Here is a 25,941-nt window from a genome sequence, read left to right as displayed (position 1 = left end):
GGGGGCGGCGTCCTCGAGATGGACGGTACCGCCATGGGCCGGCACCGTGGCGATCTTCGGTGCCATCGCCAGGTCTCGCTTCACATCCACGGCATAACCGCCTAAGTTGCTGCCCGCGGCGGAGATTTGTCGCTAATGTTGCCGCGAACCTCTCACTAGGTGGTGTGCATGCGGCACTTCTTCGGGCTGCTGCTGGGCGTTTTCGTCGCCGCGGCCCTGCTCCTCGGTGGTGGATGGGCCTCCCAGGAGGTGATTCGCGGCGCGATGCAGAACGTCGATCCGATCAAGGAACCCCGCATGCTGATCGCGATCGGTGTGATGGCCGCTGTGGGCCTGCTGCTCGGGCTGGTCCTGGTGTGCCGGGTGTCCCCGCTGGCGACGTTCGTCCCGTCGATGGCGCTGCTCGCCTGGACCGTGGTCTATGTCCTGGACGTCTCGCGGGCCGCTTCCCTCGCCCCCACCGACGCCTCCGTGCACCATGAGCTCGCCCAGGCGGGACACGGGACGCTCACGCTGCTGTCGAGCGGGGTCTACGCCATGGTCGGCATCGCGCTGTTCCTCCCGGTGCTCATGCCGTCCCGGTGGGTGAGCCGGGCCGGGAGCGAGGAGGACGAAGAGGACGAGGAGGGCCTCGGCTTCTGAGCCGCGGCTACCGGGGTTCGCCGGTCGGCGACGAGCCGTTGCGGTAGAGGTGCGCCACCACATCCTCGATCGAGGTCTCGCCCGGCACGGTGGCCAGCAGCTCGCCGACCGTGCCGTCGAAGGCGAGCCTGCCGTGGTCGATCAGCAGCACCCGGCGGCACAGCCGTTCGACGTCGCCCAGGTCGTGGGTGGTGAGCAGGACCGTGGTGCCGTGCTCGGCGTTGCGCCGCCGCAGGAAGTCGCGCACTCCAGCCTTGCTGACGATGTCGAGGCCGATCGTCGGCTCGTCGAGGACGAGCACCGCCGGGTCGTGGAGCAGCGCCGCCGCGAGGTCGCCCCGCATCCGCTGGCCGAGGCTGAGCTGCCGGACCGGGGTGGCCAGGAACCCGGCCATGTCGAGGAGCGCGGTCAACTCCTCCAGCCGCTCCCGGAACGGCTTTCGATCTACTTTGTAAAGGAGGCGGATCAGTTCGAAGCTGTCCCTCAGCGGCAGATCCCACCACAGCGTCGTCCGCTGCCCGAACACCACGCCGATCCGCCGGGCGAGAGCCGTACGACGGCGGGTGGGGTCGAGGCCGGCCACGCTGACCCGGCCCGAGGTCGGCGACAGGATGCCGGTGAGCATCTTGATCGTCGTGGATTTTCCCGCGCCGTTCGGGCCGAGGCAGCCGACGAACTCCCCGGCCTCGATGTGGAAGGACAGGTCCCGTACGGCATGCACGACACGGCCGCGAACCTTGAAGGCGCGGCCGAGACCGGCGGCCTTGATCATTATCAGCTCCCTGTCGATCGGTAGCGGCGGATCCCGGCCCGCCAGGCCGACGCGGCGATGAGCGCCAGCGCGACGGCGGCGGCGGGGGAGAGGAAGCGCACCCAGTGCGGCAGACCGAGCGGATCGTCGCGGCCGAGCACGTACAGCCCCGGCTGCCAGTTGACGAACGCCAGCGGCAGGATGAACGTGACACCCCGGACGATGTGATCGCCGTAGACGCTCAGCGGATACTGGGTGAGCATGCCGCCCCCGTAGGTGAACGCGTTGGCGACCTCGGGGGCGTCGGTGAGCAGGAACTGGACGGCGCCGCCGAGGGCCCAGACGGACGTGAAGATCACGATGCCGCAGGCGACCATCACCAGGATCATCCAGGCGCGGCCCGCCGGCACGTCCAGCCGGGGCAGCGCGATGCCCAGCACGACGGCCGCCTGGGCCACCCGGCCGATCCGGTGGGGCATGAACCGGTCGGCGGCCACCTGCACGAACGGACTGACCGGCCGGATCAGAATCGCGTCGAGCGTGCCGGTCCTGATGTGCTCGCTGATCCGGTCGACGTTGCTGAACAGCAGGTCGGCGATGGCGAAGGCCAGACCGGCCGAGCCGTACAGGAACATGACCTCGGCGAGGCCGAAGCCGCCGAGCGACGAGGTGTTCGCGAAGATCACCCAGATCACGGCGATGTCGAGGCCGCTCACGACGAACCCGCCGGCGGTCATGAGGGCGAAGGAGAGCGGGTACTGCGCCGCGGCCCTGGTCCACGTCCACACGAGCAGCGCGTAGGTTCTAACCACGGGGACCTCCCGCGTCGGCGGCGTCCGCCGGCTCAGCCACCCTGGATCACCACCTTCCGCCGGGCGGCGGCGGTGAGCGCCGCGCCCAGCCCGAGCAGCACGGCCGCCCACAGGCACTGGAACGCCAGGGCCCCCGCCAGGCCGCCGGTCCGGTCGCCGATCCCGCCCAGGTACACGTCGGCGGGCACCTGCACCATCGCCGCCCAGGGCAGCGAGCGGGCGAGCGAACCGAGCCGGCCGGGGAAGATCACCAGCGGCAGCATCATTCCGCTGAAGAACGTGGTGAGCACCGCCGACATCACGTTGAGACCCCGGTCGTCCAGCACCCAGCAGGCGGCCATGGCGATCAGGTAACGCCAGCCGAAGCCGACGACGACGGCGAGGACGAGGCACACCAGGAAGGCGGCCGCGTCGGCCGGCGGCTCGATCCCGAACAGCAGCGCGCCGGTGAGCGTGGGCGGGAGACCGCGGGCGAGGAAGAGGTACGCGGCCCGGCCCAGGTCCTCCGCCAGGGTCCACATCTGGAGGGGCGCCGGGCGGACGAGATCGAGTGCGATGTCGCCGCTGCGGATGCGCCGGGAGAGCTCCAGACCCGCGCCGAACAGCTGCATGGGCCCGATGAACGCCTGGGTGAGGAAGCAGAAGGTGACCGCGTCGCCCACGTCGTAGCCGCCGAGCCCCGGGCGGGACTCCCACAGGGCGATCAGCACGTACGCGCGCAGCACCCCGAAGACGGTGTTGGTGAGCGCCCCGGCCGCCGCGGCACCCCAGTAGGTGGCATGCCTGCGGAAGCCGTACCGGACGAGTCGCACATAGAGGAAGAAGGCGGACACCTCCCCAAGTCGGGCCCAGGGATCGGACGGTCGGAGTCGGACGGTGACAGTCGGTGGTCGGAGTCGGGCGGGGATCGGAACGTGTCGGGTGGGGTCGTGCGGTTCGGGGGTCCGGGTGCGTGGTTCGGGCCGTGGAGATCGTAAAACATCATGCGGACGCGCGCACTTGATTACCGAGCGCTTTTCTGGGCAGCGGGAACCACAGGGGGCCGTCCTGCCTACACGGCTCCCACCGGGAGCGTTACCTGACCGTAACCATTCCGTGAGGGGGGTGAAACATACCGGCCGGTAGAACCGTTACCTATACGGGAATGTCCCTTTTGGGAGGTTTTGAATGGGTGACGAGCTGAACCGTGATGTTCATCCTGATTACCCCGTGAGCTGGCAGGCGGCCGCCCTCAACGGACTGCTCCGGGGGACGATGAAGCCGATGACCAGCCTCCTCCTCCGCAACACCACGGGCATGACGGTCGCCAGCCGGGTGATGGGCCTGGGCGAGCGCGTGCCGGGCATCCTTCCCAAGCACGTGACCATTGATCAGGAGAAGTTCGGCGCCTGCTCCGGTGAGTGGGTGCGGGCCGGCGACGGCCTGGAGGAGGGCAAAGTGCTGCTCTACTTCCACGGCGGCGCCTACTTCCTGTGTTCCGCCGCCACGCATCGCCCGATCACCTGGCGGCTGTCGCTCACGGCCGGCCGGCCGGTGCTCTCCCTCGACTACCGGCAGGGACCGGTCCACTCGCTGGCCGAGTCGCTCTCCGACGCGCTCGCCGCCTACGAGTGCCTGCTCGAGCGCGGTTACGCCCCCGAGGACATCCTGCTGGCCGGCGACTCGGCCGGCGGCCACCTCACCCTGGCCAGCCTGCTCGCCCTGCGCGACAGGGGCATGCCCCTGCCCGCTGCCGGCGTATGCCTCTCCCCCTGGACCGACCTGAGCAGCTCACGCCGCAGGGCGAACCACTGGAGCGATCCCATGCTTCCCGCCGGGCGCGTGGACTGGCTCGCCCGCCGCTGGACCGACGGCCTCGACCCGCTCGACCCCCTCGTATCCCCCGTCTACGGCGACTACACCGGCATCCCGCCACTGATGATCGTGACGGGTTCGACGGAGGTCCTGCGGGATGAGGGCCACCGGGTCGCGCTGAGCGCGCGGGAGAACGGCGTGCCGGTGACCTACGAGGAGTGGCGCCGGATGCCCCACGTCTTCCCGATCCTCGCCGACCTCCTCCCCGAGGCACGCATGGTGTTCAAGCACATCTCCCGCTTCTTCGGCGCCGTCGAGTCGGCCGGCCGCGCCGGAACCGCCGTCCGCTCCGAGAGCGAGGCCGCCGCCTGATCGAGCCGAGGCGGCCGAAGCCGCAGCGGTCCATGGGCGGTCTGGTGCATTCTTGGTCGGGTGGACGCAGCTCTCGAACTCAACGATGTGACAATCCGTGTGGTCGGCCGGACCCTGGTATCCGGGGCGGACTGGCGGGTCGAGTACGGCCAGCACTGGGTGATCCTCGGCCCCAACGGGGCGGGGAAGACCACGATGCTCTCGGTCGCGGCGGCCGTACGGCACCCGAGCTCGGGCACCGTCAGCGTGCTCGGACGGCGGCTCGGCCGGGTCGACCTGCGGGAGCTGCGGCGGGACATCGGGCTGGTGGCGGCCAGCCAGCGGCTCGTCGACGAGGCCCTGCTCGAGGAGGAGGCGGCCGACGCGCGCACCGTCGTACTGACCGGGCACACCGGGACCAGCGCCCCGCTCTGGGACAGGTACGGCGAAGCCGAGCGGGAGCGGGCCGAGCGGCTGCTGGCCGACCTCGGCTGCAAGGACCTGGGGGACCGGCCGTTCCAGGTGTGCTCGCAGGGGGAGCGGGCCAGGATCCGGGTGGCCCGGGCGCTGATGGCCGACCCGGCGATCCTGCTGCTGGACGAGCCGTTCGCCGGCCTCGACCTGCCCGCCCGCGAGGACCTGATCGAGGCGCTGGAGGATCTCGCCGCGGCCCGGCCGGGCCTGACGACCGTGCTGGTCACCCACCACCTGGAGGAGGTGCCGGCGACCACCACCCACGCGCTGCTCATGAAGGACACCCGCATCGTCGCGGCCGGTCCGGTGCGTGAGGTGCTGACCGGGGCCAACCTCTCCGACTGCTTCGGGCGGCGGTTGCGGCTCGACACCGTGGACGGCCGCTGGTACGCACGCGCGCTGCGTTCCGCACCATGAGGGGACGACCCCTGTGAGGGACCCCGCCGCGGTCCGTCGGGTCCGGGAGTGACCTGCGGTTCCGCGGCGGGGCCGGTTTCGACCTGCTGCCGTGCGCTGCCCGTGCGAGTTAGTGAGCCTCGGCGAACTGCGACTCCTCGGTGGAGCCCTTGAGGGCCGTGGTCGAGGAGTCCGGCGCGATGGCCGTGCTGACCAGGTCGAAGTATCCGGTGCCGACCTCGCGCTGGTGGCGGGTGGCGGTGTAGCCGCGCCGCTCGGCGGCGAACTCCGCCTCCTGTAGCCCGACGTAGGCCGTCATGCCCTCGTCGGCGTAGCCCCTGGCGAGGTCGAACATCGAGTAGTTCAGCGAGTGGAAGCCGGCCAGCGTGATGAACTGGAACTTGTACCCCATGTGGCCGAGCTCCCGCTGGAACTTGGCGATCGTGGAGTCGTCGAGGTGCTTCTTCCAGTTGAACGACGGCGAGCAGTTGTAGGCGAGCATCTGGTCGGGGTACTCGGCCTTGATGGCCTCGGCGAACTCCCTGGCCACGTCGAGATCGGGCGTGGAGGTCTCCATCCACAGCAGGTCCGAGTACGGGGCGTAGGCGAGGCCGCGTGCGATGCAGGCCGCCACGCCGTTGCGAACCCGGTAGAAGCCCTCGGCGGTGCGGTCGCCGGTGACGAAGGCCTGGTCGCGGGGGTCGACATCGCTGGTCAGCAGCGTCGCGGCCTGGGCGTCGGTCCGCGCGATGATCAGAGATGGCACGTCCGCGACGTCGGCTGCCAGGCGGGCCGCGTTGAGGGTCTTGATGTGCTGGCCGGTCGGGATCAGCACCTTGCCGCCCAGGTGGCCGCACTTCTTCTCCGAGGCGAGCTGGTCCTCCCAGTGGACGCCTGCGGCGCCCGCGGCGATCATCGCCTTCATCAGCTCGAACGCGTTGAGCACGCCGCCGAAGCCCGCCTCGGCGTCGGCCACGATCGGGGCCAGCCAGTAGGGGGCGTTCTGGTCGTCCTCCGACCAGCTGATCTGGTCGGCGCGCAGCAGCGCGTTGTTGATGCGCCGGACCACGGCCGGCACCGAGTTGGCGGGGTAGAGACTCTGGTCCGGGTAGGTGTGCCCGCTCAGGTTGGCGTCGGCGGCGACCTGCCAGCCGGACAGGTAGATCGCCTTGAGACCGGCCTTCACCTGCTGCACGGCCTGGTTGCCGGTGAGCGCCCCCAGCGAGTGGACGTAGTCCCGGGTGTGGAGCAGGTGCCAGAGCCGCTTGGCCCCCAGCCGGGCCAGCGTGTGCTCTTCCCGGACCGAACCCCGCAGCCGGATCACGTCCTCGGCGGTGTAGGTCCGCTCGATGCCCTTCCACCTGGGGTTGGTCTCCCAATCCTGCTGCAACTGCCGGGCGGCAGCGGCAATGCGATCCGACATGTCCAGATCACTCCCTTGTTGCGTGCTCTGTCGTCACCTGGGGCTTGCTTCCGAGTTTGTGGCCCCGGGATGAGCTCAACAAGGATCCTCGTCACGGAAGAACGCAAAATATTCTGCTTATCCGAAGACTCGCCGGTATTCAGCAGCGAAGAAATGGAGAGTTTTCCCTATGGACTAGACCAATCGAGTGGTGTGGGTCACTCCCGGGTGGAAGATCCGAGAATTTTTCGCCTAGGATCGGTTCATGGCCTCGATTCTTGGCGAAGAACCGCTGTCTTTGACGCAGGAGCTCGACCTCCTGGCCTTCGGGCAGCGGCTCAAGCACCTGCGCAGACAGCGCGGCCTCACCCTGACCGAGCTCGGTCAGCGGGTCGGGCGGGCGCCGAGTCAGCTCTCGCTGCTGGAGAACGGCAAGCGCGAGCCGAAGCTGTCCCTGCTGAAGTCGCTGGCGGCCGCGCTGAACGTGCCGGTCGAGGAACTGCTGCGCAGGCAGGCGCCCAACCGGCGGGCCCAGCTCGAGATCGCCCTGGAGGAGGCCCAGCGCGATCCGCTCTACGCCGCGATCGGGCTCAGCAGGCTCAAGGTCTCCGCGCGCGTGCCCAACGACGTGCTGGAGCACATCCTCGGCCTGTTCCAGGAGCTCAAGGCCAGAGAGGCCAAGGGTACGGCCACGCCGGAGGAGGCGCGGGCGGCCAACGTGGAGCTCCGGCGCAAGCAGCGTGAGCTGGGCAACTACTTCGAGGAGATCGAGAAGGCGGCGGCCGAGGCGCTGGACGCCGTCGGCTACCGCGCCGGCGCGCTGTCGGAGAGCACCGTGCAGGCGCTGGTGTCGCACTTCGGGTTCACCCTGCACACCGTCCAGGACCTGCCGCGTTCGGCCAGATCGGTGACCGATCTGCGCAACCGGCGGATCTACCTCAAGCGCGAGCATCTCGGCGGCATGCACAGCCCGCGCACCGTGCTGCTGCAGACGCTCGGCCACTTCGCGCTCCAGCACCACAGGCCCCGCGACTTCGCCGACTTCCTGCGCCAGCGGGTGGAGGCCAACTATTTCGCCGCCGCCGTGCTGGTGCCGGAGACCGCCGCTGCGCCGTACCTGCGGGAGGCCAAGCAGGACCGGGCGCTGTCGGTGGAGGACCTGCGCGACGTGTTCGCCGTCTCCTACGAGATGGCCGCGCACCGCTTCACCAACCTCGCCACCCGCCACCTCGATCTGGTCTGCCACTTCGTGCGCAACGACGCCGACGGGATCATCTACAAGGCGTACGAGAACGACGGCATCGTCTTCCCCGCCGACGAGCAGGGGGCGATCGAGGGGCAGCGGATGTGCCGGGAGTGGTCGGGCCGCCAGGTGTTCCGCTCGCCCGACCGCTTCTCGCTCTACTACCAGTACTCGGACTCGCCCACCGGGACGTACTTCTGCATCGCCCACGTCGACCCCTCGCAGGAGAAGGACTTCGCCATCACGCTCGGCGTGCCGTACCGGGAGTCGCGCTGGTTCCGCGGCCGCGAGACGACCGTACGGACGAAGTCGAAGTGCCCGGGAGGCGACTGCTGCCGGCGTCCGCCCGCCGAGCTCGCCCAGCGCTGGGAGGGGTACGCCTGGCCGTCGGCGCGGGCCAACTCCCACGTGCTGACCGTGCTGCCGCCGGGGTCGTTCCCCGGCGTCGACGAGGCCGATCTCTACGCCTTCCTGGAGCGGCACGCGGCCATGTGACTCGAGATCTCCGCGGTGATAGGGTTACCCGCCAGTAACCGCTACTTCCGGTAAACCTCACCGGACTGCAGGGATGGTCCATGAGCGAGCAGAACGACGCTTTCCGCCCCGATCTGAGCGACGACCTGCGCGAGTTGCGCGACTGGGTGCACGGCTTCGCCGCCGACGTGATCCGCCCGGCCGGCGCGGAGTGGGACGAGCGTGAGGAGACCCCCTGGCCGATCATCCAGGAGGCCGCCAAGCTGGGGCTCTACTCGCTGGACTTCTTCGCCCAGCAGTGGTTCGAGGAGTCCGGGCTCGGGCTGCCGGTCGCCTTCGAGGAGCTGTTCTGGGGCGACGCAGGCATCGGCCTGTCGATCGTCGGCACCGGGCTGGCCGCCGCCTCCCTCGCGGCCAACGGCACCCCCGAGCAGATGGGGGAGTGGCTGCCCCAGATGTTCGGCACCCCCGACGACGTCAGGCTCGGCGCGTTCTGCGCGTCCGAGCCGGACGCCGGCAGTGACGTCGGCGCCATCAGGACCCGGGCCGAGTACGACGCGGTCAAGGACGAGTGGGTGATCAACGGGGTGAAGACCTGGGCCACCAACGGCGGGATCGCCAACGTCCACGTCGTCGTCGCCTCGGTCGATCCCGGCCTCGGCACCCGCGGCCAGGCCTCGTTCGTGATCCCGCCGGGGACCGCGGGGCTCGCCCAGGGACAGAAGTTCAAGAAGCACGGCATCCGCGCCTCCCACACCGCCGAGGTCGTCCTGGACGGCGTACGGGTGCCCGGCCGCTGCCTGCTGGGCGGCAAGGAGAAGCTGGACGAACGGCTCGCCCGGGTGCGCTCCGGGGCCCGCGCCGGCGGTCAGGCGGCCATGCGGACCTTCGAGGCCACCCGCCCGCTGGTCGCGGCCATGGCCGTCGGCACCGCGAGGGCGGCGTTCGAGTACGCGCGTGACTACGCCCGTGAGCGCGAGCAGTTCGGCCGCAGGATCGGCGAGAACCAGGCGATCGCCTTCCTCCTCGCCGACATGGCCACCCGGGTGGACGTGGCCCGGCTGATGACCTGGCGGGCCGCCTGGATGGGCCGGAGGGGCGGCCCGTTCCCCCAGGCGGAGGGCTCGATGAGCAAGCTGGTCGCGAGCGAGACCGCCGTCTGGGTGACCGAGCAGGCCATCCAGATCCTCGGCGGCGCCGGCTACACGCGCGATCACCCGGTCGAGCGCTTCCACCGCGACGCGAAGATCTACACCATCTTCGAGGGGACGTCGGAGATCCAGCGCCTCATCATCGGCCGCGCCGTCACCGGCCTGCCCGTCCGCTAGTCGTCCGCCTCCCGCGAGATCACGCCTGGGCCCCCTGTTCCGTGAGGCGGAGCGGTCGATCGGCGCGGCCGGGGGCGGCGGCTCGCGAGGCCGACGCGGATCCCGCGTGATCGCTGAGGAGGCGGCATGCGCAGGTAGACCGGCATGCGTGGAGGCGTTCGCGCGGTACTCGGGCCGGATCGCCCGGCCGCCGCGTAGGATCGACTGGTGACCGAAATGACCGGAACCAGACCTGGTTGGCTCTCTCCGGAAGAGTTGGAGTCGACGCGCGCGCGAATGCCGATCCTCTACGTCGACGCCGTGCCGGTGCGAGTCGACGACACCGGGGTGGTCACCCGTGTCGGACTGCTGCTGCGCATCGGATCGGACGGGACGGTCAGCCGTGCCCTCGTGTCCGGCCGCGTGCTCCACTACGAGCGCGTGCGCGACGCCCTCATGCGCCATCTGGAGAAGGACCTCGGCCCGGTGGCGCTGCCCCGCGTCCCGGCCTCCCCGCAGCCGTTCACCGTCGCCGAGTACTTTCCCACCGCGGGCGTCACGCCGTACCACGATCCCAGGCAGCACGCGGTTTCGCTCGCGTACGTCGTGCCGGTCGCGGGAGACTGCCGCCCCCGTCAGGACGCCCTCGACCTGGTGTGGTTCACGCCCGAGGAGGCGGCCTCGCCGATGGTGCTGAGCGAGATGTCGGGCGGGCAGGACGTCCTGCTGAAGCAGGCCCTCGCCCATGTCGGCCGCCTGCCCTGACCGTCCCGCCGCCGGTGACGGGCGACCCGTGATCCGCTGCTCATGGTCCTGGGCGCTCGGGACTTTCGCCGCTGCCCGGACTCGGCGAGGCAGGATGTGATGGAGAGACGCCGGCTATCGGAAACAGGAGGGCGTCATGATCGTCGCAGGGGTGGACGGTTCGCAGGCCGGACTGGAGGCCGTGGCCTGGGCCGCGCGGGAGGCGGTGCTGCGCGACATGCCGTTGCGGCTGGTCCACGCGATCCCGCGCTGGGTGCTGGAGAGCGGCGAGACGGCAGAGGAAGGCCGGCGCTACGCCGGGGTCGCCAGGTGGATGCGCGAGGGGGCGGACACGGCGCTGGCCGCCGCCGTCGACCGGGCCCGGCGTGAGGCGCCCGAGGTCGAGGTGGACTCCGCCCACCTGCCGGGGGACCCGAGGACCGCGCTGATCGACGCGGCGGGCAAGGCCGATCTCCTCGTGGTGGGCAACCACGGGCTCGGCGGCTTCCGCGGGCTGCTGCTCGGCTCGGTCGCGTACGGCGTGGCGGGGCAGGCCCCGTGTGACGTCGTGATCGTGCGCGGAACGCCCACGCCGGCGCGCGGCGAGGTGGTGGCCGGGGTGGACGGCTCACCGGTGGGCGCGGCCGCGCTCGACTTCGCCTTCGCCGAGGCAGCGCTGCGGGGGGCGAGGCTGCGCGCGGTGCACGCCTGGACCTGGTTCGAGGCGGGCGGCGGATTCGTCCCCGGACCCGACGATCCCGATGTCGAGCAGACCGAGGTCCGCGTGGTCTCGGAGGCGCTGTCGGGTCACCGGGAGCGCTACCCGGACGTCGAGGTGGTCGAGGAGGTCGTCCGCGGCCATCCCGTCGACGTGCTCAGCGACGCGTCGGACGCCGCCGACCTGCTGGTCGTCGGCTCGCGCGGCCGGGGCAACCTCGCGGGACTGGTCCTCGGCTCGGTGAGCCACGCCCTGCTGCACCACGCCAGGTGCCCGCTCGCGGTCGTACGCGGCAGGTAGCCGGCCGGGGAGGGCGACGTCGGCGGTCATCCCGTGTCTGGGTCGTCGCCCTCCTGCCAGGTCAGCATGTCGACCACATCGAGCACACCGTTGACCCGCTCGACCATCCGGACGAGGATCCGCGCGTCGGCGGGACGGGGCATCGTGCCGACGAGCGTCACCACACCGTCGCTCACCCGGACGTCGACACCCGAGGTGTCCGCCCACAGGGCGTCGTCGAGGATCTCCTCGCGGATCTCCTGGGCGATCTCGTCGTCGGACTGGGCGAAGACCTTGACCAGGTCGTGCCGGCTGACGACGCCCTCCAGCCGTCCCTCGTCGTCGACGACGGGCAGCCTCTTGATGCCGCGCTCGGCCATCACCCGGGCCGCGCTGACCACGCTGGTGTACGGCCTGGTCGTGACGGCCGGGGCGGTCATCAGCTCGGCCGCCGTCTCGCCGAGGGCCTTCTCCTCCGCCCCGGCGCCGGAACGGATCGTGAGGTCGCGCAGGCGCGCCAGCAGGGGCGGCCGGTAGCCCTCGCGGTAGTACTGGTCACGGAACTCCTCCTTGCGCAGCAGATCGGCCTCCGACACCACGCCGATGACGTGGCCCTCGCCGTCCACGACCGGCACCGCGCTCACCTCGTGGGCGACGAGCACCTCGGCGATGTCGCGGAACGGCGTGCTGCCGTTGACCGAGGCCACCTGACGGGTCATCACGTCCCGCACCTTCTTGTGCATGCCGGTTCCCTCCACCGTCCTTAGTGTCCGCTCGCCTCCTCCGGGAACCGTTCCCCGAGAGTGCGGCCGAAAGTCCCGCCGGGTCGGGACCTTCACCGCTGATCTGGCGGGACTCCGGCGTACACGCTGGTAGAGACACGGATGGGAGGAAGTTCCGATGGGCATGAAGGTGAAGGACGTCATGGGGAAGGTGGCGATCGCCGTTCGCATGGACGCGTCGTTCGCCGACCTCGTCGACACGATGAGGCGGTTCAAGGTGGGCGCCGTGACAGTGATCGACGCCGACCGCCGTCCGGTGGGGGTGGTGTCCGAGGACGACATCCTCCTGAAGGAGATCGATCCCGGTGGAAGCCTGTTCGAGAGCCGGAAGACGCGGGCAGAGCGCCGCAAGGCGGCGGGCACGACCGCCGGTGAGATCATGACGACTCCGGCGATCATCGTGACCGGGGGAACGCCGGTGCGCGACGCGGCGAGGCTGATGCACCGCAACCGCATCAAGCAGCTGCCCGTGATCGATTCGATGAGCGGCCGCATCGTCGGGACCGTCCACCAGGGTGACCTGCTGCGCGTGTTCGCCCGGCCGGAGGCGGACATGCGGGCGGAGATCGACGACATGGCCGAGCGGATGGCGGTCGAGACGGACAACCTGGAGATCGTCGTCGCGGCCGGGATGGTCACGCTGCGCGGCACGTTCGCCCGGCGGTCGCAGATCCGGCCGTTCCTGCACGCGGTCCGCGGCGTCGACGGCGTCATCGAGGTGGACGCTGACGTGGGTTTCGAGATCGACGACCTGCTGATCGCCCCGCCGCTCCTGTGACCGGGCGGCAGACCACCGGATGGAGGGACGCCATGGACGCTCGGACATCTGACGAGACCACCCGCGCGGTGCACGAGGCGGTCGAGGCCGCCGTATGGGCGCCCTCGCCGCACAACAGCCAGCCGTGGTCCTTCGTGGTGGCGGGGGACGAGATCGCCCTGCGCGCCGACCCGGACCGCAAGCTGCGCGTCGCCGACCCCGACGGCCGCCAGATGGTGGTGAGCTGCGGGGCGGCGCTGTTCAACGTACGGATCACACTGCGCGCGCTCGGCTATCACCCCGAGGTGCGGACGCGCCCCGATCCACAGCGCCCGCTGCTGCTGGCCACGGTCCGGCCCGCCCAGGCGGGAGCGCAGGCGAGGGGAGAGCCCGACGAGCACGCCCGCCTGCTCCACGCGGAGATCGAGCGTCGCAGGACCCACCGGAGCGGTTTCACCGGGCTGGCCGTCGCCGGCGAACTGGTCGACGTGCTGGTCGCCCAGGCGGCCGACGAGGGGGCGCGGCTGCGGCCGATCCGGACGGAGGAGGAGGCGCGGGTGCTGGCCGCGCTCACGGGCGCCGCCCAGGAGGTCCAGGCCCGAGACCGCCTGTTCAGCCTGGAGATCATGCGATGGGCCCGGCCTCCGGGGAGCACCAGGCAGGACGGTGTGCCCGCGGGAAGCTATCCGGCGGCTTCCGGGCGGACGCGGCCGCAGTATTTCGCGCAGCGTGACTACGCCAGAGGCCACGACTGGGGGGTCGAGTCCGATGAACCCGGCGTCACGGGCCTCGTCGCGGTGCTCACGACGCGGGGCGACGGCGCCGACGACTGGCTGACCGCCGGGCAGGCGCTGCAGCGTGTCCTGCTGTACGCCTCGGCGTACGGCCTCAGCGCCGCCTTCCACACGCAGGCCCTGGAGCTGCCCGACCTGCGGGAGTTCATCCGCAAGCACGTGTGCGACGGGGCGTACCCTCAGATGATCATGAGGTTGGGCTTCGCGGTGGACGAGACGGGCAGCGTACGCCGTCCGCCCGCCGAGGTGGTCGAGGAACAGGCCTGACGGCTTCCGAGCCGGCCGGTCCGTGGCCGGTGCTTCCGCCCGGCGCGGCGGGAAACGGCCGGAGCCGGCTCCATCTCCGTCCATCCCCCGCACGTGCCGGTGTCACCGAGGTCAGTACGCCACGGTGAAACGCATCCGGTGGTGCCGCGGTCGTTCCGCCTCGTCCAGCAGCGCCACCGCCAGGTCCTCCAGCGAGATCCGGGAGTCCCCGTCGGCGTCGACCAGCAGCTCGTCACCGCCTATCCGGTACCGGCCGGTGCGCTCGCCGGGCACGAGCAGCTTGGCGGGGCTCAGATAGGCCCAATCCACGACGGTGTCGGCCCGGCAGGCCGCCAGCTGGTCGATGCACGCCAGCGCGATGGGCCGCAGGTAGGACGGGTAGCCCACCTCGTTCATCAGGATGCCGCCGTCCTCGACGGTCAGGCTGCCGGCGCCGCCGACGAGCAGCAGGCGCGTGCCGGTCTTGGCGCACGCCGTCAGAAGCGTGTGGGCGACGGTGACGAGTTCGTGCTCGTTGCCGGGTGTCGGGCAGGTCGAGGTGATCACCAGGTCCCGTCCGGTGATCAGGGGGAGGACCGCGTCCAGATCGGTCGCGTCGCCGACGCGCCCGTCCACCCCGGGGGGGAGATCGGCGAACGCCGCCGCGTTCAGGGCCACGCCCGTCACCTCGTGTCCGCGGGACACGGCCTCGGTGACGACGCGGCGGCCCACGTTTCCGGTTGCTCCGAACACTGAGATGCGCATGCCTATGTTTCCTCTCGACCTTGTCGGTTGCTTTGGGCGGTAACCTTCTCGATGTGGCAGATCACGTCGACCACGTCCTGCGGCAGTGGGCCGCCGCCTGCCCTGATCTGGACGTTTCCCCGATGGCCGTGTTCGGCCGGCTCTCAAGACTGACCCGGCTCGTCAACGGCGAGCTGCGCCGTACGTTCGCGGAACACGACCTCGACCCCTCGTCGTTCGACGTTCTGGCCACCCTCCGTCGTGGCGGCCGGCTGACCCCGGCCGAGTTGATGCGCTCATCGATGATCACTTCAGGGGCGGTCACCCAGCGCCTGGACCGGCTGGAGGCCCGGGGACTGGTGGTCAGGACGCCCAACGAGTCCGATGGCCGCGGCGTTCACGTCGATCTGACCGACGAGGGCCGCGAGCTGATCGACCGGGCCCTGCCGGATCACGTGAACGCCGAACAGCGTCTGCTCGCCGGGCTCACCCCCGATCAGCGGGAGAGCCTGGCCGATATCCTCAGGCGGCTGCTGGTCTCGCTGGGCGACGAGGCCTAGATCCGCTTGGTGCCCCACACCACGATGGACGTCAGGACCACGAGACCCGCCGCGACCCACAGCACGCCGGTCACGGTGACCACGCCCACGATGAGGCTGCCGAACAGTGCGCCGAGTGCGATCGCCAGATTGAACATGCAGGTGTTCAGCCCGGTCGCGGCCTCGATGCCCTGGGGCGCCGCCTTGATGATCCACGTCTGGACGCTCACCGGCAGGCCGCCGAACGCGAAACCCCACAGGATCAACAGGATCGACCCGCTGGTCGCGTTCCCGCCGATGAACGGGAGCAGCGCCAGGATGATCGCGAGCGCGATGCTCACCACGATGATGGTGCCGCGGACGTTGCGGCCGGCCCATGAGCCGGCGACGAGGTTGCCGATCATGCCGGCCACGCCGTAGGCGAGCAGCAGCGGCCCGACGTACGTCGCGTCGATCCCGGAGATGTCCTGCAGGATCGGGCTGACGAAAGTGAAGGCGCCGTAGTGCCCGGCCACCAGCAGGAAGGTGGCGATGACGCCGACCCGGACGGCCGGTGTGCGCAACTGCTCGGCCAGCGTGCGCAGCCGGACCGGCTCGGTCGCCGGCATCCGCGGCAGCAGGACGGCCAGTGCGATCACCAGGAGGAGTGCGACGGCGGCGACCGCGCCGAACGCGATGCGCCAGCTGGTCAGCTCACCCACGAACGTGCCGGCCGGTACGCCGATGACGTTGGCGGCCATGGCGCCGAAGAAGATCAGTGAGGTGGCCTTGGCCACGTACGCCTCGGGGACCAGCCGGACGCCGAGACCCGCGGCGAGCGCCCAGAACCCGCCGATGCTGATGCCCACGAACAGCCGCGCCACCATGAGCACGGCGTAGTTGGGGGTCACGGCGGACACGACGTTGGCCACCAGTGCCAGCAGGATCAGTCCGAGCAGGACCAACCGCCGGTCCAGCCCCCGGATCGCCACCGGCAGCAGCGGTGCGGTGACGGCGGCGACCAGGCCGGACACGGTCACCATCAGGCCTACTTCGCCGTCCGAGACGTTCAGCCCGCCGCCGATCGCGGTGAGCAGGCCCATGGGCAGGTTCTCGACGGTCACCACCAGGAAGGTGCCCAATGCGACGGCGGTGACCGCGATCCAGCTCTTGATGGGCACCCGTTCCGGGACGGTCCCGGCGGCGACGGACTCGACGTTTGTCATTCGGGTTACTCCTACTCCTATGAGCTTGGGCCCGGTCCGGGCAGGCGGGAACGACCGACCGGCGCGCATCGGTCGGGTTCGGCTCCGGTCGTCGGGTGGGGCCGGTGGCCGGGACCTGGATGCCTGCCGGGTCCGGTGGCAGACATCGGGCAGGCCGCCGATCAGGCCACCCCGCATGACTGATTTTGCTTAACGCTAAGATACTATAACTTAGTGCTAAGCAAAATAACCAGCCGGGAGGAGATCGCAGGTGGGCACGGTGACGACGGATCACGTCGACTTCGTGCTGAAACAGTGGGAGGGACAGCGCCCTGACCTGGACATGTCGGCCATGGAGGTGATCGGGCGGCTGCCGCGGCTGATGCGGTTCTTCACCGCGGCGCTGCGGCGGACGTTCGGCGCGCACGGGCTCGATCCGGCCTCGTTCGACGTCCTCGCGACGCTGTATCGCAGCGAGCCGCGCTCCCTGTCGCCGGCCGACCTGATGCGAGCCTCGATGGTCACGTCCGGTGCCGTCACCCAGCGCCTGGACCGGCTCGAGTCCCGGGGGCTGGTGACGCGCACGCCGAGCACCTCGGACGGCCGCTGTGTTCGTGTCGCACTGACCGGGGAGGGCGTCGCGCTCATGGAACGGGTGCTGCCCTACCACGTGGAGACCGAGAACAGGCTGCTCGTAGCGCTCGACCCGGCAGATCGCGAAGCATTGGCCGACACCCTGCGAGACCTCCTCGTCTCGCTGGGCGACCTGCCGGACTGAATCCTCGATTCCAGCTCATCCCTGCCATGAGGAAGGAAGTGAGTGAGTGTCCGCTGAAGATCATTCAGCGCTGCCCGCCGCGGCGGCATCCGACGGCACGACCGCTTTCGGCGCCTCGCTGCGTGCCGCACGGTTGCGACGCGGACTCACCCTCCGGGAACTGGCACGCCGGACGCACTACAGCCACAGCTACATGTCCAAGGTGGAGAACGGCATCAAGCATCCGTCGGTGGAGCTGGCGCAACGCTGCGACAAGGTGCTCGATCTGGGCGGGGAACTGGCCGAGTCGCTCACCGTCCGCGCGCTGGCGCCGGCGGCGCCGGACGCCTGGCCTCGGCCCGCTCAACTGCCGCGGGGGCCGGTGCAGTTCGTCGGCCGTACGAGGGAACTGGCCGAGCTGACCGCGGCGCTGCTGCCGGACGACAGCCAGGCGGGTGTCGTGCCGGTGGTCGCGGTCGACGGGCCGCCCGGTGTCGGCAAGTCCGCGCTGGTGGTCCGATGGGCTCATCGGAACAGCCACCTGTTCCCCGACGGGGTCCTGTTCGCCGATCTCGGCGGGTACGGTGGCGATCTTCAGTCGCCCGACGCCGTGCTGAAGGTGTTCCTGCACGAGCTGGGCATCGGCGGGCTGCCGTCGGTCGCGACCGGGCAGCCCGCGTCGTTGTTCCGGTCGTTCCTGCACGGCCGCAGGCTGCTGATCGTGCTGGACAACGCGGCGGACGCCCAGCAGGTGCGCGCGTTGCTGCCCGGGGCGCCGGGATGCGCGGTCGTCGTCACCAGCCGGCAACGCCTGTCCGGCCTGACCGTACGTGACGGCGCGCAGCGGATCACACTCCCTCCCCTGGGGCAGGCCGACGCTGTGGCGCTGCTGGCCGAGATGATCGGCCGGGTCCGCGTCGGCGCGGAACCCGAGGCGGCCGCGGCGATCGCGGCCTGCTGCGCCGGCCTGCCGCTGGCGCTGCGGCTGGCCGGAGAGCGGCTCACCAACCTGCCGGCCAAGCCGCTGCACGCGTTCGCCGCGGAACTGGCGGCTGAGGAGCACGCTCTCGACATGCTCACCGTCCTCGGCGACCCCCGTTCCGCGGTCAGGACGGTGTTCTCCTGGTCCTACCTGGCGCTCGCTCCCGCGGATGCGCGGGTGTTCCAGCAGCTGGGACTGCACCCCAGCGCCGAGTTCAGCATCACCGCCGCGACGGCGGTCACCGGTCTGCCGCCGGTGGAGACCGAGCGGGCACTGGAGCGGCTGGCGGCGGCGCACCTGATCGAACCGGTCGGTCCGCAGCGCTATCGGCTCCACAACCCGCTTCGGCTGTATGCGAGGGAGAGAGCGCGAGCATGAGGTGAGGCGGCCGTCCGCCGGCCCGCCCTTCGCCGGCACCGTCCGGGCAACCCGTGATCCGCACGTCACCGCATGGACGGTGTCCTCGGTTCCCGTCAAGGAGTCACCAGGACACCGCTTGCGGTTCGCGGAGTGGGCTGCTCATGATACGTGAGGCAGTAGGGCAAATGTGTGATTCGCGAGGAGTGGGTCGTTCTCGGGTGAGACGTGCCGCCCGCGGAGACCGGGACACCGTGTCCGTGTTCGGCATCACCGTCTCGACCGTCAAAGGGTGGTGAAGGTGACCGGGAGATCAGGCGAGGGGAACCGATGTCGCGGCGGGTGGCGCCTCGGCCGTTCGGCACTGCCAAGTCTTCGGCCATGCCCGAGACGCGGCGAGACGCCCGTGGTCGATCCGGCGCGAGCGCGGAACACCGCCACGACCGTGAGGGCCTGCGCTGCCCGGTGGGTGGTTCGGCCCCGGCCGTTCGGCCCGCGTAGATCTGCTTCCTTCCTGACCCGGGGCGCGACCGGGTGACGTCCGCGCCGCCTCGGCGAAGGCGGCCGGGCGGGGAGCCGTGTGTCACGGGCATGGTGGAGACGACCATCCGGAAACGGACGGGAGAATTCCACGGTTGAACACCGTGCCGGGCCCCGCCCCCGTCCAGAACTGTCCGATATTCCATTTCCGGTAATCCGCGACGGCGCCTTGATCAGGCTTGCCATCGCGGTTATTCGTGTATTGGCTCCTATTTTAAGCGGTCCGTTTTGATGTGGTGCCCGCAGGTGGACCGCGGATGTCAAATCTGCCCGGGAAAGTGTTGACTGCGATGGGTCGATGTGTCACGATCATCGCGGTTACCGGTTCGGACACCAGAGTAAACATCGTGGTGTCGCGGGCTGGGCCGAGTGAATTCTTCTCTGGTCAGACCTGCGATATCGGCGGGCGCTAAAGGCAATTCTCATAGCCTAATGCAATTCGTTCTCAGCGGTACCGGCTCGGGCCGGTTGAAAGGCGGTTCAACATGCAGGGAATCATTCAGGTGGCCGGTGTCATCGACCAGGCCGAGGCGGACCTGATCTGCGAGGAAGGCGCGGACTGGCTCGGTTTCGCCTTGCGGCTTCCACTGAAGAACGAGGATTTGTCGGAGAAAGACGCCGCGGCGATCATCAAAGCCATCCAGCCGGCTCACCGGGGCGTCGTGATCACTTATCTGACCGACGCCGAGGAAATCGCGCGGTTCTGCCAGGAGCTGGGTGTCACCGCCATCCAGTTGCACGGCGACGTCACCCCCGGTGAGCTGCGGACCCTCCGGCGCATCGCGCCCGACCTGTACGTGCTCAAGAGCCTCGTGGTCAAGCAGGACAACCTCGGCGAGCTGGCCGAGATCGTGGACCAGGCGGCCGAGTGGGTCGACATGTTCATCACCGACAGCTTCAACCCGGCGACCGGTGCCAAGGGAGCCACCGGACTGCTGCACGACTGGTCGATCAGCGCCGAGCTGGTGCGGATCTCGCCCCGGCCGCTGATGCTCGCCGGCGGACTGAACCCGGAGAACGTCGCAGCCGCGATCGCCGAGATCCGCCCGGCCGCCGTCGACGCGCACACCGGCCTGGAGAACGCGACGGGCCGCAAGGACCGGATGAAGGTGCGCAAGTTCGTCGAGGAGGCCCGCAAGGCCTTCGCCCAACTAGCGAATGAGGACGCATGACCAGCGCGATGACGCCGGTGACCGGCACCGTGCATCTGCTGCCGCAGACCAGGCAGCTGCGAGCGCTGCACACGGTCATCCGCGACCGGAACGTCGGCAGGGAGGACTTCGTCACCTCGTCCGGCCGGATCATCCGCCAGCTGCTCGAAGCGGGACTGGATCTTCTCCCGTTCGACTCGTGCGAGGTCCTCACACCGGTGGGGCGCACCTATCACGGCCTGCGGCCGGCTCCCGGGATCTGCGGGGTGTCGGTCGCCCGCGCCGGGGAGAGCATGGAGTCCGAGCTGCGGGCGATCCTGCCGGGTGTGCGGATCGGCAAGATCCTGATCCAGCGGGACAAGGTGACGAAGCTGCCGCACCTGTACTACTCGGCGCTGCCCGCGGACATCGACCGGCGGCACGTGCTGCTGCTGGATCCGATGCTGGCCACCGGCGGGACCGCGCTGGCGGCCATCGACGTCCTCCTCGACCGGGGGGTCGAGGAGGACAACATCGTGTTCATCAACCTGCTGTCGGCGCCGGAGGGCATAGACGCGGTCCGGGCGCGCCACCCTGACCTGCGGATCGTGACGTCGGCCATCGAGGAGCGGCTCAACGAGAACGCCTACATGCTCCCCGGCATCGGCGACTTCGGCGACCGCTACTTCGGCACAGACATCGTGCGATGAAGAGCGGCGGCCGGCTCCTGGACCCGGTTGTGACAACGCTCGCGCCGGCGGTCTGGGGAAGCACCTACCTGGTGACCACCGAGCTGTTGCCGGCGGGTCGCCCGCTGCTGGCCGCCGCCGTCCGCGCGCTGCCCGCGGGACTGATCCTGGTGGGCATCGGGCGGGTCCTGCCGAGGGGAGTCTGGTGGTGGCGCGCGTTCGTGCTGGGCACCTTGAACATCGGCGCGTTCTTCTACTTCCTCTTCGTCGCCGCGTACCGGTTGCCGGGCGGCGTGGCCGCGCTGATCATGTCCTTCCAGCCCATGATCGTGCTGATCCTCGCGGCGCTGCTGCTCGGCGACCGGATCAGGTTCGTCCATGTGGTGGCCTGCGTGGTCGGCGCGACCGGCGTGGCGCTGCTGGTCATCCGGCCCACGGCGGCGCTTGACCTGGTCGGCGTCGCGGCGGCGCTGGCCGGCGCCGCCTGCATGGCGGCGGGCATCGTGTTCACCAAGCGGTGGAAACGGCCTGCGGGTGTGTCCCTGCTGCAGTTCACCGGATGGCAGCTGACCACGGGCGGGCTCGTACTGCTGCCGGTCACGGTGCTGGCCGAAGGGCTGCCGGGTGAGCTCGACGGCCCCAACATCGCGGGTTTCATTTACCTGGTCGTGCTGGGTTCTTTGGTCGGGTATTCGGTGTGGTTCCGCGGGATCGAGCGGTTGTCCGCACTGGCGGTTTCGTTCCTCGCCTTCGCGAGCCCGATCGTCGCGACCGTTCTCGGTTACTTCTTCCTCGATCAGGTGCTGACCGGTGTGCAGGTCATCGGAGCTCTGATCATCATCGGATCCGTCGTGTTCGCCAACCTTTCGGCAGCACCCTCGGGTGAGCGCGGGAAACCGGTGGAAAAGTCGAGGGAAACAGCTTATCGGTAACTCTTCTCCGTCCATTGCAAGGGGAGGAAATGATCACCACTTCAGTCGCTCGGGCGAGGCGGGAATTGCCCGACGACGTGTGTCTTCCTGACTTACTCGACGCCCAGGTCCGGGTGAGACCGGACGACACGGCCATCATTCACGATAAACACCGGATGACCTACCGCGAACTCGCGGAGAACAGCTCGGAACTCGGCGGATATCTGCGGGAGATCGGCGTCTCCCCCGATGAATGCGTCGGATTGTTCGTCGAGCCGTCGATCGACCTGATGGCCGGCGCGTGGGGGATCCTGTTCGCCGGCGGCGCGTACCTGCCGTTGTCCCCCGAGTACCCAGAAGAGCGGCTCCGCTACATGATCGAGGACGCCCGCGTGCGGGTGATCGTCACGCAGGAAGGGTTCACGGCCAGGCTGACCGAGCTGGCGCCCGCCGGCACGAGGATCGTCACCCGGCAGGAGGCGGCACGGTTCGCGGGTTCTTCCGGCGCGGCGATCAGCGCCGGGCCGCGTCCGGAGAACCTCGCCTACGTCATCTACACCTCCGGCAGCACCGGCAGGCCGAAAGGGGTGATGATCGAGCATCGCAGCGTGGTCAGTCAGCTGCGGTGGCTGCGAGCCCACTATGGGATCGACCGCGGGAAGACCGTCCTGCAGAAGACGCCGATGAGCTTCGACGCGGCGCAGTGGGAGATCCTCGCACCGGCCTGTGGCGCGACCGTCGTATCGGGCCCGCCCGGGGTCTACCGGGACCCGGAGCGGCTGATCGACGTGATCAGGACGCACGATGTCACCACGCTGCAGTGCGTGCCGACGCTGCTGACGGCGCTGCTGGACACCGAGGAACTCGGGAGCTGCACGTCGCTGACCCAGGTCTTCACCGGCGGCGAGGCCCTGTCCAGATCGCTGGCGACCTCGTTCTTCGAGGTTCTGCCCGGGTGCGCGCTGGTCAACCTGTACGGACCGACCGAGTGCACGATCAACTCGTCCGCGTTCACCGTCGACCGGGAGACCGTGGGGGAGGGCCCCAACGCGATCTCGATCGGCGCGCCCGTCGCCCACACCGAATACCACATCCTCGACGAGGGTGGTTCGCCCGTGGCCGTCGGCGAGATCGGCGAGCTGTACATCGGCGGCGTTCAGGTCGCCCGCGGCTACCTGCATCGCCCCGAGCTGACCGCGGAACGGTTCGTGCGCAACCCCTTCGGCGAGGGCAGGCTGTTCAGGACCGGTGACCTCGCCTACTGGAACCCCGACGGCACCGTTCAGTTCGTCGGGCGCGCGGACAACCAGGTCAAGCTGCGTGGGTTCCGCGTCGAGCTGGACGAGATCAGGCTGGCGATCGAGGCCCACGACTGGGTCAGGCACGCCGCGGCCATCGTGAAGAAGGATCCGCGGACCGGGTTCCAGAACCTGGTCGCCTGCGTCGAACTGGATCCCAAGGAAGCGATGCTGATGGACCAGGGCAATCACGGCGCCCACCATCAGTCCAAGGAGAGCAGGCTCCAGGTCAGGGCGCAGCTGTCCAACGCCGGGGTCAGGGACGCCGAGGAGATCGGCGGCAAGCCGGTGATCGACCTGCCCGGCAAGGAACCGGCCGGGAAACAGCGCAAGCTGGCGTTCGCGCGCAAGACCTACCGGTTCTACGAAGGCGGGGAGGTCACGAAGGACGACGTCCTGAGGCTGCTGGCCAGGAAAGTGGAGGGCACGCACTCCCGTGGTCTGGACACCCTCGACCTCGCCGAGTTCGGCGAGATCCTGCGATATTTCGGGCAGCATCTCAGCGAGGAGCGGCTGCTGCCGAAGTACGCCTACGCGTCGCCCGGGGCCCTGTACGCGACCCAGCTGTACCTCGAGATCGACCGGGTCGCCGGCCTCGGACCGGGCTTCTACTACTACCAGCCGCTGGACCACCGGCTCGTGCTGATCAGGCCGACGGCCGGACGGCCGGAGGCGCAGGTGAGGCTGCACTTCATCGGCAAGAAGCGGGCGATAGAACCGGTTTACAAGAACAACATCCGCGAGGTCCTCGAGATCGAGACCGGCCACATGGTCGGCCTGTTCGAGGAGGTGCTGCCCGAATACGGGTTGTACATCACGGATCTGGAGTACGCGCCCGCGACCAAGGACGCCCTGGAATGCGCCGACGAGGACTACTACCTGGGCACGTTCCAGCTGATCCCGTACGCGCCGCCGCCGCCGGACGAACTCGACGTCTACGTCCAGGCGCATCCCGGAAAGGTCGCGGACCTGCCGACCGGCCAGTACGCCTACGAGGACGGGCGGCTGCGGCGGATCTCCGCCGAGCTCATCCTGAAGAAGCACGTCATCGCGATCAACCAGCAGGTCTATGACCGGTCCGGCATCGGCATCTCGGTGATCGGCAGAAACCGCAAGGAGTGGCTGCGCTACGTCGACCTGGGCCGGAAGCTGCAGCACCTGTCGATGAACGACGTCGGCCTCGGGTTCATGTCGTCCGGATACAGCTCGAAATCCGGCGACGACCTGCCCTCCGCGCGCCGCATCGACGGCATTCTGCGCGACTGCGGCCGGGACCCCGGTTTCTCCTCCTACTTCTTCATCGGCGGCCGGGTCAGCGACGACCAGCGGACGAGCGAGGGAATGAAGGAGGACCTGGTCCATCTGAAGGGGCCCGCGGAGATCCTCAGAGAGGATCTGATCAACTTCCTGCCGGACTACATGATCCCGAACAAGGTCGTCGTACTGGACCGGCTTCCGTTCACCGCCAACGGCAAGATCGACGTCAACGCGCTGATCGCGTCCGACAAGACGGACGTGGACACGGCGGACCAGCCGTTCGTCGCGCCGCGGACCGACGCTGAGCGCAGGATCGCCGCTCTGTGGAAGAAGGCGATGAAGCAGGACATGGTCTCGGTGCAGGCCGACTTCTTCGCGTCCGGCGGGAACTCGCTCATCGCGGTCGGGCTGATCAACAAGATCAACCGGGAGTTCTCCGGCTCGCTGCCCCTGCAGGTGCTGTTCGAGTGTCCCACGATCGAGAAGCTCGCCCGGCGGGTCGAAGGACTCGGCACCCAGGTCTCCTCACGGCTGGTGCCGCTGCGGCGGAAGGGAACGGGCGACCCCGTCTACTGCTGGCCCGGCCTCGGCGGATACCCCATGAATCTCCGCCTGCTGGCCGACAGGATGGGGGAGACGCGGCCCTTCTACGGTGTGCAGGCGTACGGCATCAACCCCGGTGAGGTCCCCTACTCGACCATCGGCGAGATGGCGGCCGAGGACGTCAAGGCGATCCGCCGGCTGCAGCCGACCGGTCCGTACACGCTGTGGGGCTACTCGTTCGGCGCGCGCGTCGCGTTCGAGACCGCGTACCGGCTGGAACAGGCAGGTGAGCGGGTTGAGCACCTGTTCCTGATCGCGCCGGGCTCGCCGAAGGTCGGCCTGGTGGACGGGCCCGTACGCGAGTACGAGGCCGGCTACGACAACAAGGCGTACGTGACGATCCTCTTCTCGGTCTTCGCCGGCACGATCACCGGGCCGCTGCTGGAGCGGTGCCTGGCCGAGGCCCGGGACGAGGACGGCTTCGCCGCCTTCATCCACCGCAACTTCCCCGGGCTGGACATCGACCTGGTGCGGCGGATCATGCGGGTGGTCGGCCAGACCTTCGAGTTCAGCTACACGTTCCGGGAACTGGCCCAGCGTCGGATCCAGGCGCCGATCACCATCTTCAAGGCCAGCGGCGACGACTACTCGTTCCTGGAGAACAGCCGGGGGTATTCGGCCACGGCCCCGGTCGTCATCGATCTGGAGGCCGACCACTACGCCCTGCTCAAGGAGCCGGGGATCGACGAGCTGGTCGGCGCCGTCCGAAACCGTCTCGGCACCCGCCATAAGGAGATCACCATGCCGCACGTCAGCATCAAGCACTTCCCGGTGTCACTCAGCGACAAGCAGCACTCCGAACTCGTCGCGGCCGTGACCAAGGCGATGACGAGCGCCTTCGGCTGCGACGAGGGCTCGGTGTCGATCATCCTGGAGCCGGTCGAGAAGGAGCTGTGGAACGAGAAGGTGTACATCCCGGAGATCGCCGGTCAGAAGCACAGGCTGGGCAAGGTGCCGACCTACGGGACAGAGACGAACTGAGGG

General features: G+C 69.5%; 23 protein-coding genes. 16 read left to right on the top strand and 7 right to left on the bottom strand.

Translation table 11 applies throughout. The features are described from left to right. Positions 1 to 168 precede the first annotated feature (168 nt). On the top strand, positions 169 to 642 hold the full coding sequence (locus ACQP1K_RS14465; RefSeq protein ID WP_433501417.1) for a hypothetical protein: 474 nt from the start codon (positions 169 to 171) through the stop codon (positions 640 to 642). Between the two features lie 7 nt (positions 643 to 649). Here ACQP1K_RS14465 and ACQP1K_RS14460 read toward each other — a convergent pair whose 3' ends face one another. From ACQP1K_RS14460 to ACQP1K_RS14450, 3 genes are read right to left on the bottom strand one after another with little or no spacing between them, the layout of a single operon-like run. Further along, positions 650 to 1,414 carry an ABC transporter ATP-binding protein gene (locus tag ACQP1K_RS14460; RefSeq protein ID WP_433501416.1) on the bottom strand — a complete coding sequence of 255 codons (765 nt, stop codon included), beginning with the start codon at positions 1,412 to 1,414 and terminating at the stop codon, positions 650 to 652. Between the two features lie 2 nt (positions 1,415 to 1,416). Then, entirely contained in the window at positions 1,417 to 2,205 is a 789-nt protein-coding gene (locus tag ACQP1K_RS14455) for an ABC transporter permease (protein WP_433501415.1), read from the bottom strand. 32 nt (positions 2,206 to 2,237) lie between these two features. Beyond that, complete coding sequence (locus ACQP1K_RS14450; RefSeq protein WP_433501414.1) at positions 2,238 to 3,038, bottom strand: ABC transporter permease; 801 nt, start codon at positions 3,036 to 3,038, stop codon at positions 2,238 to 2,240. A gap of 376 nt (positions 3,039 to 3,414) precedes the next feature. On the opposite strand from ACQP1K_RS14450, the gene ACQP1K_RS14445 reads away from it, so the two are divergent. Both ACQP1K_RS14445 and ACQP1K_RS14440 read left to right on the top strand, forming a co-directional pair. Next, the gene (locus ACQP1K_RS14445; RefSeq protein WP_433501413.1) at positions 3,415 to 4,371 is read left to right on the top strand and encodes an alpha/beta hydrolase; all 957 of its coding nucleotides are present in this window, start codon (positions 3,415 to 3,417) and stop codon (positions 4,369 to 4,371) included. A gap of 60 nt (positions 4,372 to 4,431) precedes the next feature. Then, positions 4,432 to 5,241, top strand: coding sequence for an ABC transporter ATP-binding protein (locus ACQP1K_RS14440; protein ID WP_433501412.1), 810 nt, complete (start codon positions 4,432 to 4,434; stop codon positions 5,239 to 5,241). 109 nt (positions 5,242 to 5,350) lie between these two features. Here ACQP1K_RS14440 and aceA read toward each other — a convergent pair whose 3' ends face one another. Further along, the gene (gene aceA, locus ACQP1K_RS14435; RefSeq protein ID WP_433501411.1) at positions 5,351 to 6,643 is read right to left on the bottom strand and encodes an isocitrate lyase; all 1,293 of its coding nucleotides are present in this window, start codon (positions 6,641 to 6,643) and stop codon (positions 5,351 to 5,353) included. Between the two features lie 244 nt (positions 6,644 to 6,887). On the opposite strand from aceA, the gene ACQP1K_RS14430 reads away from it, so the two are divergent. The 4 genes from ACQP1K_RS14430 (at position 6,888) to ACQP1K_RS14415 (ending at position 11,408) form a co-directional block, all read left to right on the top strand. Next, the gene (locus ACQP1K_RS14430) at positions 6,888 to 8,360 is read left to right on the top strand and encodes a helix-turn-helix domain-containing protein (RefSeq protein ID WP_433501410.1); all 1,473 of its coding nucleotides are present in this window, start codon (positions 6,888 to 6,890) and stop codon (positions 8,358 to 8,360) included. Positions 8,361 to 8,440: 80 nt separating this feature from the next. Next, positions 8,441 to 9,667 carry an acyl-CoA dehydrogenase family protein gene (locus tag ACQP1K_RS14425; RefSeq protein ID WP_433501409.1) on the top strand — a complete coding sequence of 409 codons (1,227 nt, stop codon included), beginning with the start codon at positions 8,441 to 8,443 and terminating at the stop codon, positions 9,665 to 9,667. A 207-nt stretch (positions 9,668 to 9,874) separates the two neighbouring features. Next, on the top strand, positions 9,875 to 10,411 hold the full coding sequence (locus ACQP1K_RS14420; RefSeq protein ID WP_433501408.1) for an NUDIX hydrolase family protein: 537 nt from the start codon (positions 9,875 to 9,877) through the stop codon (positions 10,409 to 10,411). Positions 10,412 to 10,547: 136 nt separating this feature from the next. Then, the gene (locus ACQP1K_RS14415; protein ID WP_433501407.1) at positions 10,548 to 11,408 is read left to right on the top strand and encodes a universal stress protein; all 861 of its coding nucleotides are present in this window, start codon (positions 10,548 to 10,550) and stop codon (positions 11,406 to 11,408) included. A 26-nt stretch (positions 11,409 to 11,434) separates the two neighbouring features. On the opposite strand, the gene ACQP1K_RS14410 is transcribed toward ACQP1K_RS14415, so the two are convergent. Further along, a complete protein-coding gene (locus ACQP1K_RS14410; RefSeq protein WP_433501406.1) occupies positions 11,435 to 12,130 on the bottom strand; it encodes a CBS domain-containing protein in 696 nt (231 codons plus the stop codon). A gap of 157 nt (positions 12,131 to 12,287) precedes the next feature. Between ACQP1K_RS14410 and ACQP1K_RS14405 the strand changes: the two genes are divergently transcribed. Further along, complete coding sequence (locus tag ACQP1K_RS14405) at positions 12,288 to 12,947, top strand: CBS domain-containing protein (RefSeq protein ID WP_433501405.1); 660 nt, start codon at positions 12,288 to 12,290, stop codon at positions 12,945 to 12,947. Positions 12,948 to 12,979: 32 nt separating this feature from the next. Then, positions 12,980 to 13,987 carry an Acg family FMN-binding oxidoreductase gene (locus ACQP1K_RS14400; protein WP_433501404.1) on the top strand — a complete coding sequence of 336 codons (1,008 nt, stop codon included), beginning with the start codon at positions 12,980 to 12,982 and terminating at the stop codon, positions 13,985 to 13,987. Positions 13,988 to 14,098: 111 nt separating this feature from the next. Here the strand turns inward: ACQP1K_RS14400 and ACQP1K_RS14395 are convergent, their stop codons facing one another. Further along, the gene (locus ACQP1K_RS14395) at positions 14,099 to 14,731 is read right to left on the bottom strand and encodes an NAD(P)-dependent oxidoreductase (RefSeq protein ID WP_433501403.1); all 633 of its coding nucleotides are present in this window, start codon (positions 14,729 to 14,731) and stop codon (positions 14,099 to 14,101) included. Positions 14,732 to 14,784: 53 nt separating this feature from the next. Here ACQP1K_RS14395 and ACQP1K_RS14390 point away from each other — a divergent pair, with 53 nt between their 5' ends. Next, positions 14,785 to 15,270: a MarR family winged helix-turn-helix transcriptional regulator gene (locus tag ACQP1K_RS14390; RefSeq protein ID WP_433501402.1), complete on the top strand. Its 486-nt coding sequence runs from the start codon at positions 14,785 to 14,787 to the stop codon at positions 15,268 to 15,270. On the opposite strand, the gene ACQP1K_RS14385 is transcribed toward ACQP1K_RS14390, so the two are convergent. Then, positions 15,267 to 16,454 carry an MFS transporter gene (locus ACQP1K_RS14385; protein WP_433501401.1) on the bottom strand — a complete coding sequence of 396 codons (1,188 nt, stop codon included), beginning with the start codon at positions 16,452 to 16,454 and terminating at the stop codon, positions 15,267 to 15,269. The two genes, ACQP1K_RS14390 and ACQP1K_RS14385, sit on opposite strands and share 4 nt — an antisense overlap. 250 nt (positions 16,455 to 16,704) lie before the next feature. Between ACQP1K_RS14385 and ACQP1K_RS14380 the strand changes: the two genes are divergently transcribed. From ACQP1K_RS14380 to ACQP1K_RS14355, 6 genes are all read left to right on the top strand, one after another. Beyond that, positions 16,705 to 17,211, top strand: coding sequence for a MarR family winged helix-turn-helix transcriptional regulator (locus tag ACQP1K_RS14380; RefSeq protein ID WP_433501400.1), 507 nt, complete (start codon positions 16,705 to 16,707; stop codon positions 17,209 to 17,211). 46 nt (positions 17,212 to 17,257) lie between these two features. After that, on the top strand, positions 17,258 to 18,550 hold the full coding sequence (locus ACQP1K_RS14375; RefSeq protein WP_433501399.1) for a helix-turn-helix domain-containing protein: 1,293 nt from the start codon (positions 17,258 to 17,260) through the stop codon (positions 18,548 to 18,550). A gap of 1,004 nt (positions 18,551 to 19,554) precedes the next feature. Continuing rightward, a complete protein-coding gene (locus ACQP1K_RS14370) occupies positions 19,555 to 20,241 on the top strand; it encodes a phosphoribosylanthranilate isomerase (RefSeq protein WP_433501398.1) in 687 nt (228 codons plus the stop codon). Continuing rightward, positions 20,238 to 20,909: a uracil phosphoribosyltransferase gene (gene upp, locus ACQP1K_RS14365; protein ID WP_433501397.1), complete on the top strand. Its 672-nt coding sequence runs from the start codon at positions 20,238 to 20,240 to the stop codon at positions 20,907 to 20,909. Before ACQP1K_RS14370 ends, upp begins: the two co-directional genes overlap by 4 nt. Continuing rightward, positions 20,906 to 21,820, top strand: a complete 915-nt coding sequence (locus ACQP1K_RS14360) for an EamA family transporter (protein ID WP_433501396.1) — start codon at positions 20,906 to 20,908, stop codon at positions 21,818 to 21,820. The genes upp and ACQP1K_RS14360 overlap by 4 nt, the downstream gene beginning before the upstream one ends. Before the next feature lie 29 nt (positions 21,821 to 21,849). Next, a complete protein-coding gene (locus ACQP1K_RS14355; protein ID WP_433501395.1) occupies positions 21,850 to 25,938 on the top strand; it encodes an amino acid adenylation domain-containing protein in 4,089 nt (1,362 codons plus the stop codon). Positions 25,939 to 25,941 lie beyond the last annotated feature (3 nt).

Source organism: Sphaerimonospora sp. CA-214678 (assembly GCF_050942215.1).
Lineage (GTDB): Bacteria > Actinomycetota > Actinomycetes > Streptosporangiales > Streptosporangiaceae > Sphaerimonospora.
The sequence above is the reverse complement of the archived record's forward strand: the minus strand, read 5'-3'. Positions and strand labels throughout refer to the sequence as shown.

Excerpts from the sequence above, each read along its gene's own strand:
- aceA (WP_433501411.1), bottom strand. The coding sequence starts at position 6,643 with ATGTCGGATCGCATTGCCGCTGCCGCCCGGCAGTTGCAGCAGGATTGG.
- ACQP1K_RS14360 (WP_433501396.1), top strand. The coding sequence starts at position 20,906 with ATGAAGAGCGGCGGCCGGCTCCTGGACCCGGTTGTGACAACGCTCGCG.
- ACQP1K_RS14355 (WP_433501395.1), top strand. The coding sequence starts at position 21,850 with ATGATCACCACTTCAGTCGCTCGGGCGAGGCGGGAATTGCCCGACGAC.
- ACQP1K_RS14410 (WP_433501406.1), bottom strand. The coding sequence starts at position 12,130 with ATGCACAAGAAGGTGCGGGACGTGATGACCCGTCAGGTGGCCTCGGTC.
- ACQP1K_RS14465 (WP_433501417.1), top strand. The coding sequence starts at position 169 with ATGCGGCACTTCTTCGGGCTGCTGCTGGGCGTTTTCGTCGCCGCGGCC.
- upp (WP_433501397.1), top strand. The coding sequence starts at position 20,238 with ATGACCAGCGCGATGACGCCGGTGACCGGCACCGTGCATCTGCTGCCG.
- ACQP1K_RS14460 (WP_433501416.1), bottom strand. The coding sequence starts at position 1,414 with ATGATCAAGGCCGCCGGTCTCGGCCGCGCCTTCAAGGTTCGCGGCCGT.
- ACQP1K_RS14395 (WP_433501403.1), bottom strand. The coding sequence starts at position 14,731 with ATGCGCATCTCAGTGTTCGGAGCAACCGGAAACGTGGGCCGCCGCGTC.
- ACQP1K_RS14405 (WP_433501405.1), top strand. The coding sequence starts at position 12,288 with ATGGGCATGAAGGTGAAGGACGTCATGGGGAAGGTGGCGATCGCCGTT.
- ACQP1K_RS14415 (WP_433501407.1), top strand. The coding sequence starts at position 10,548 with ATGATCGTCGCAGGGGTGGACGGTTCGCAGGCCGGACTGGAGGCCGTG.
- ACQP1K_RS14400 (WP_433501404.1), top strand. The coding sequence starts at position 12,980 with ATGGACGCTCGGACATCTGACGAGACCACCCGCGCGGTGCACGAGGCG.
- ACQP1K_RS14430 (WP_433501410.1), top strand. The coding sequence starts at position 6,888 with ATGGCCTCGATTCTTGGCGAAGAACCGCTGTCTTTGACGCAGGAGCTC.
- ACQP1K_RS14370 (WP_433501398.1), top strand. The coding sequence starts at position 19,555 with ATGCAGGGAATCATTCAGGTGGCCGGTGTCATCGACCAGGCCGAGGCG.
- ACQP1K_RS14385 (WP_433501401.1), bottom strand. The coding sequence starts at position 16,454 with ATGACAAACGTCGAGTCCGTCGCCGCCGGGACCGTCCCGGAACGGGTG.
- ACQP1K_RS14425 (WP_433501409.1), top strand. The coding sequence starts at position 8,441 with ATGAGCGAGCAGAACGACGCTTTCCGCCCCGATCTGAGCGACGACCTG.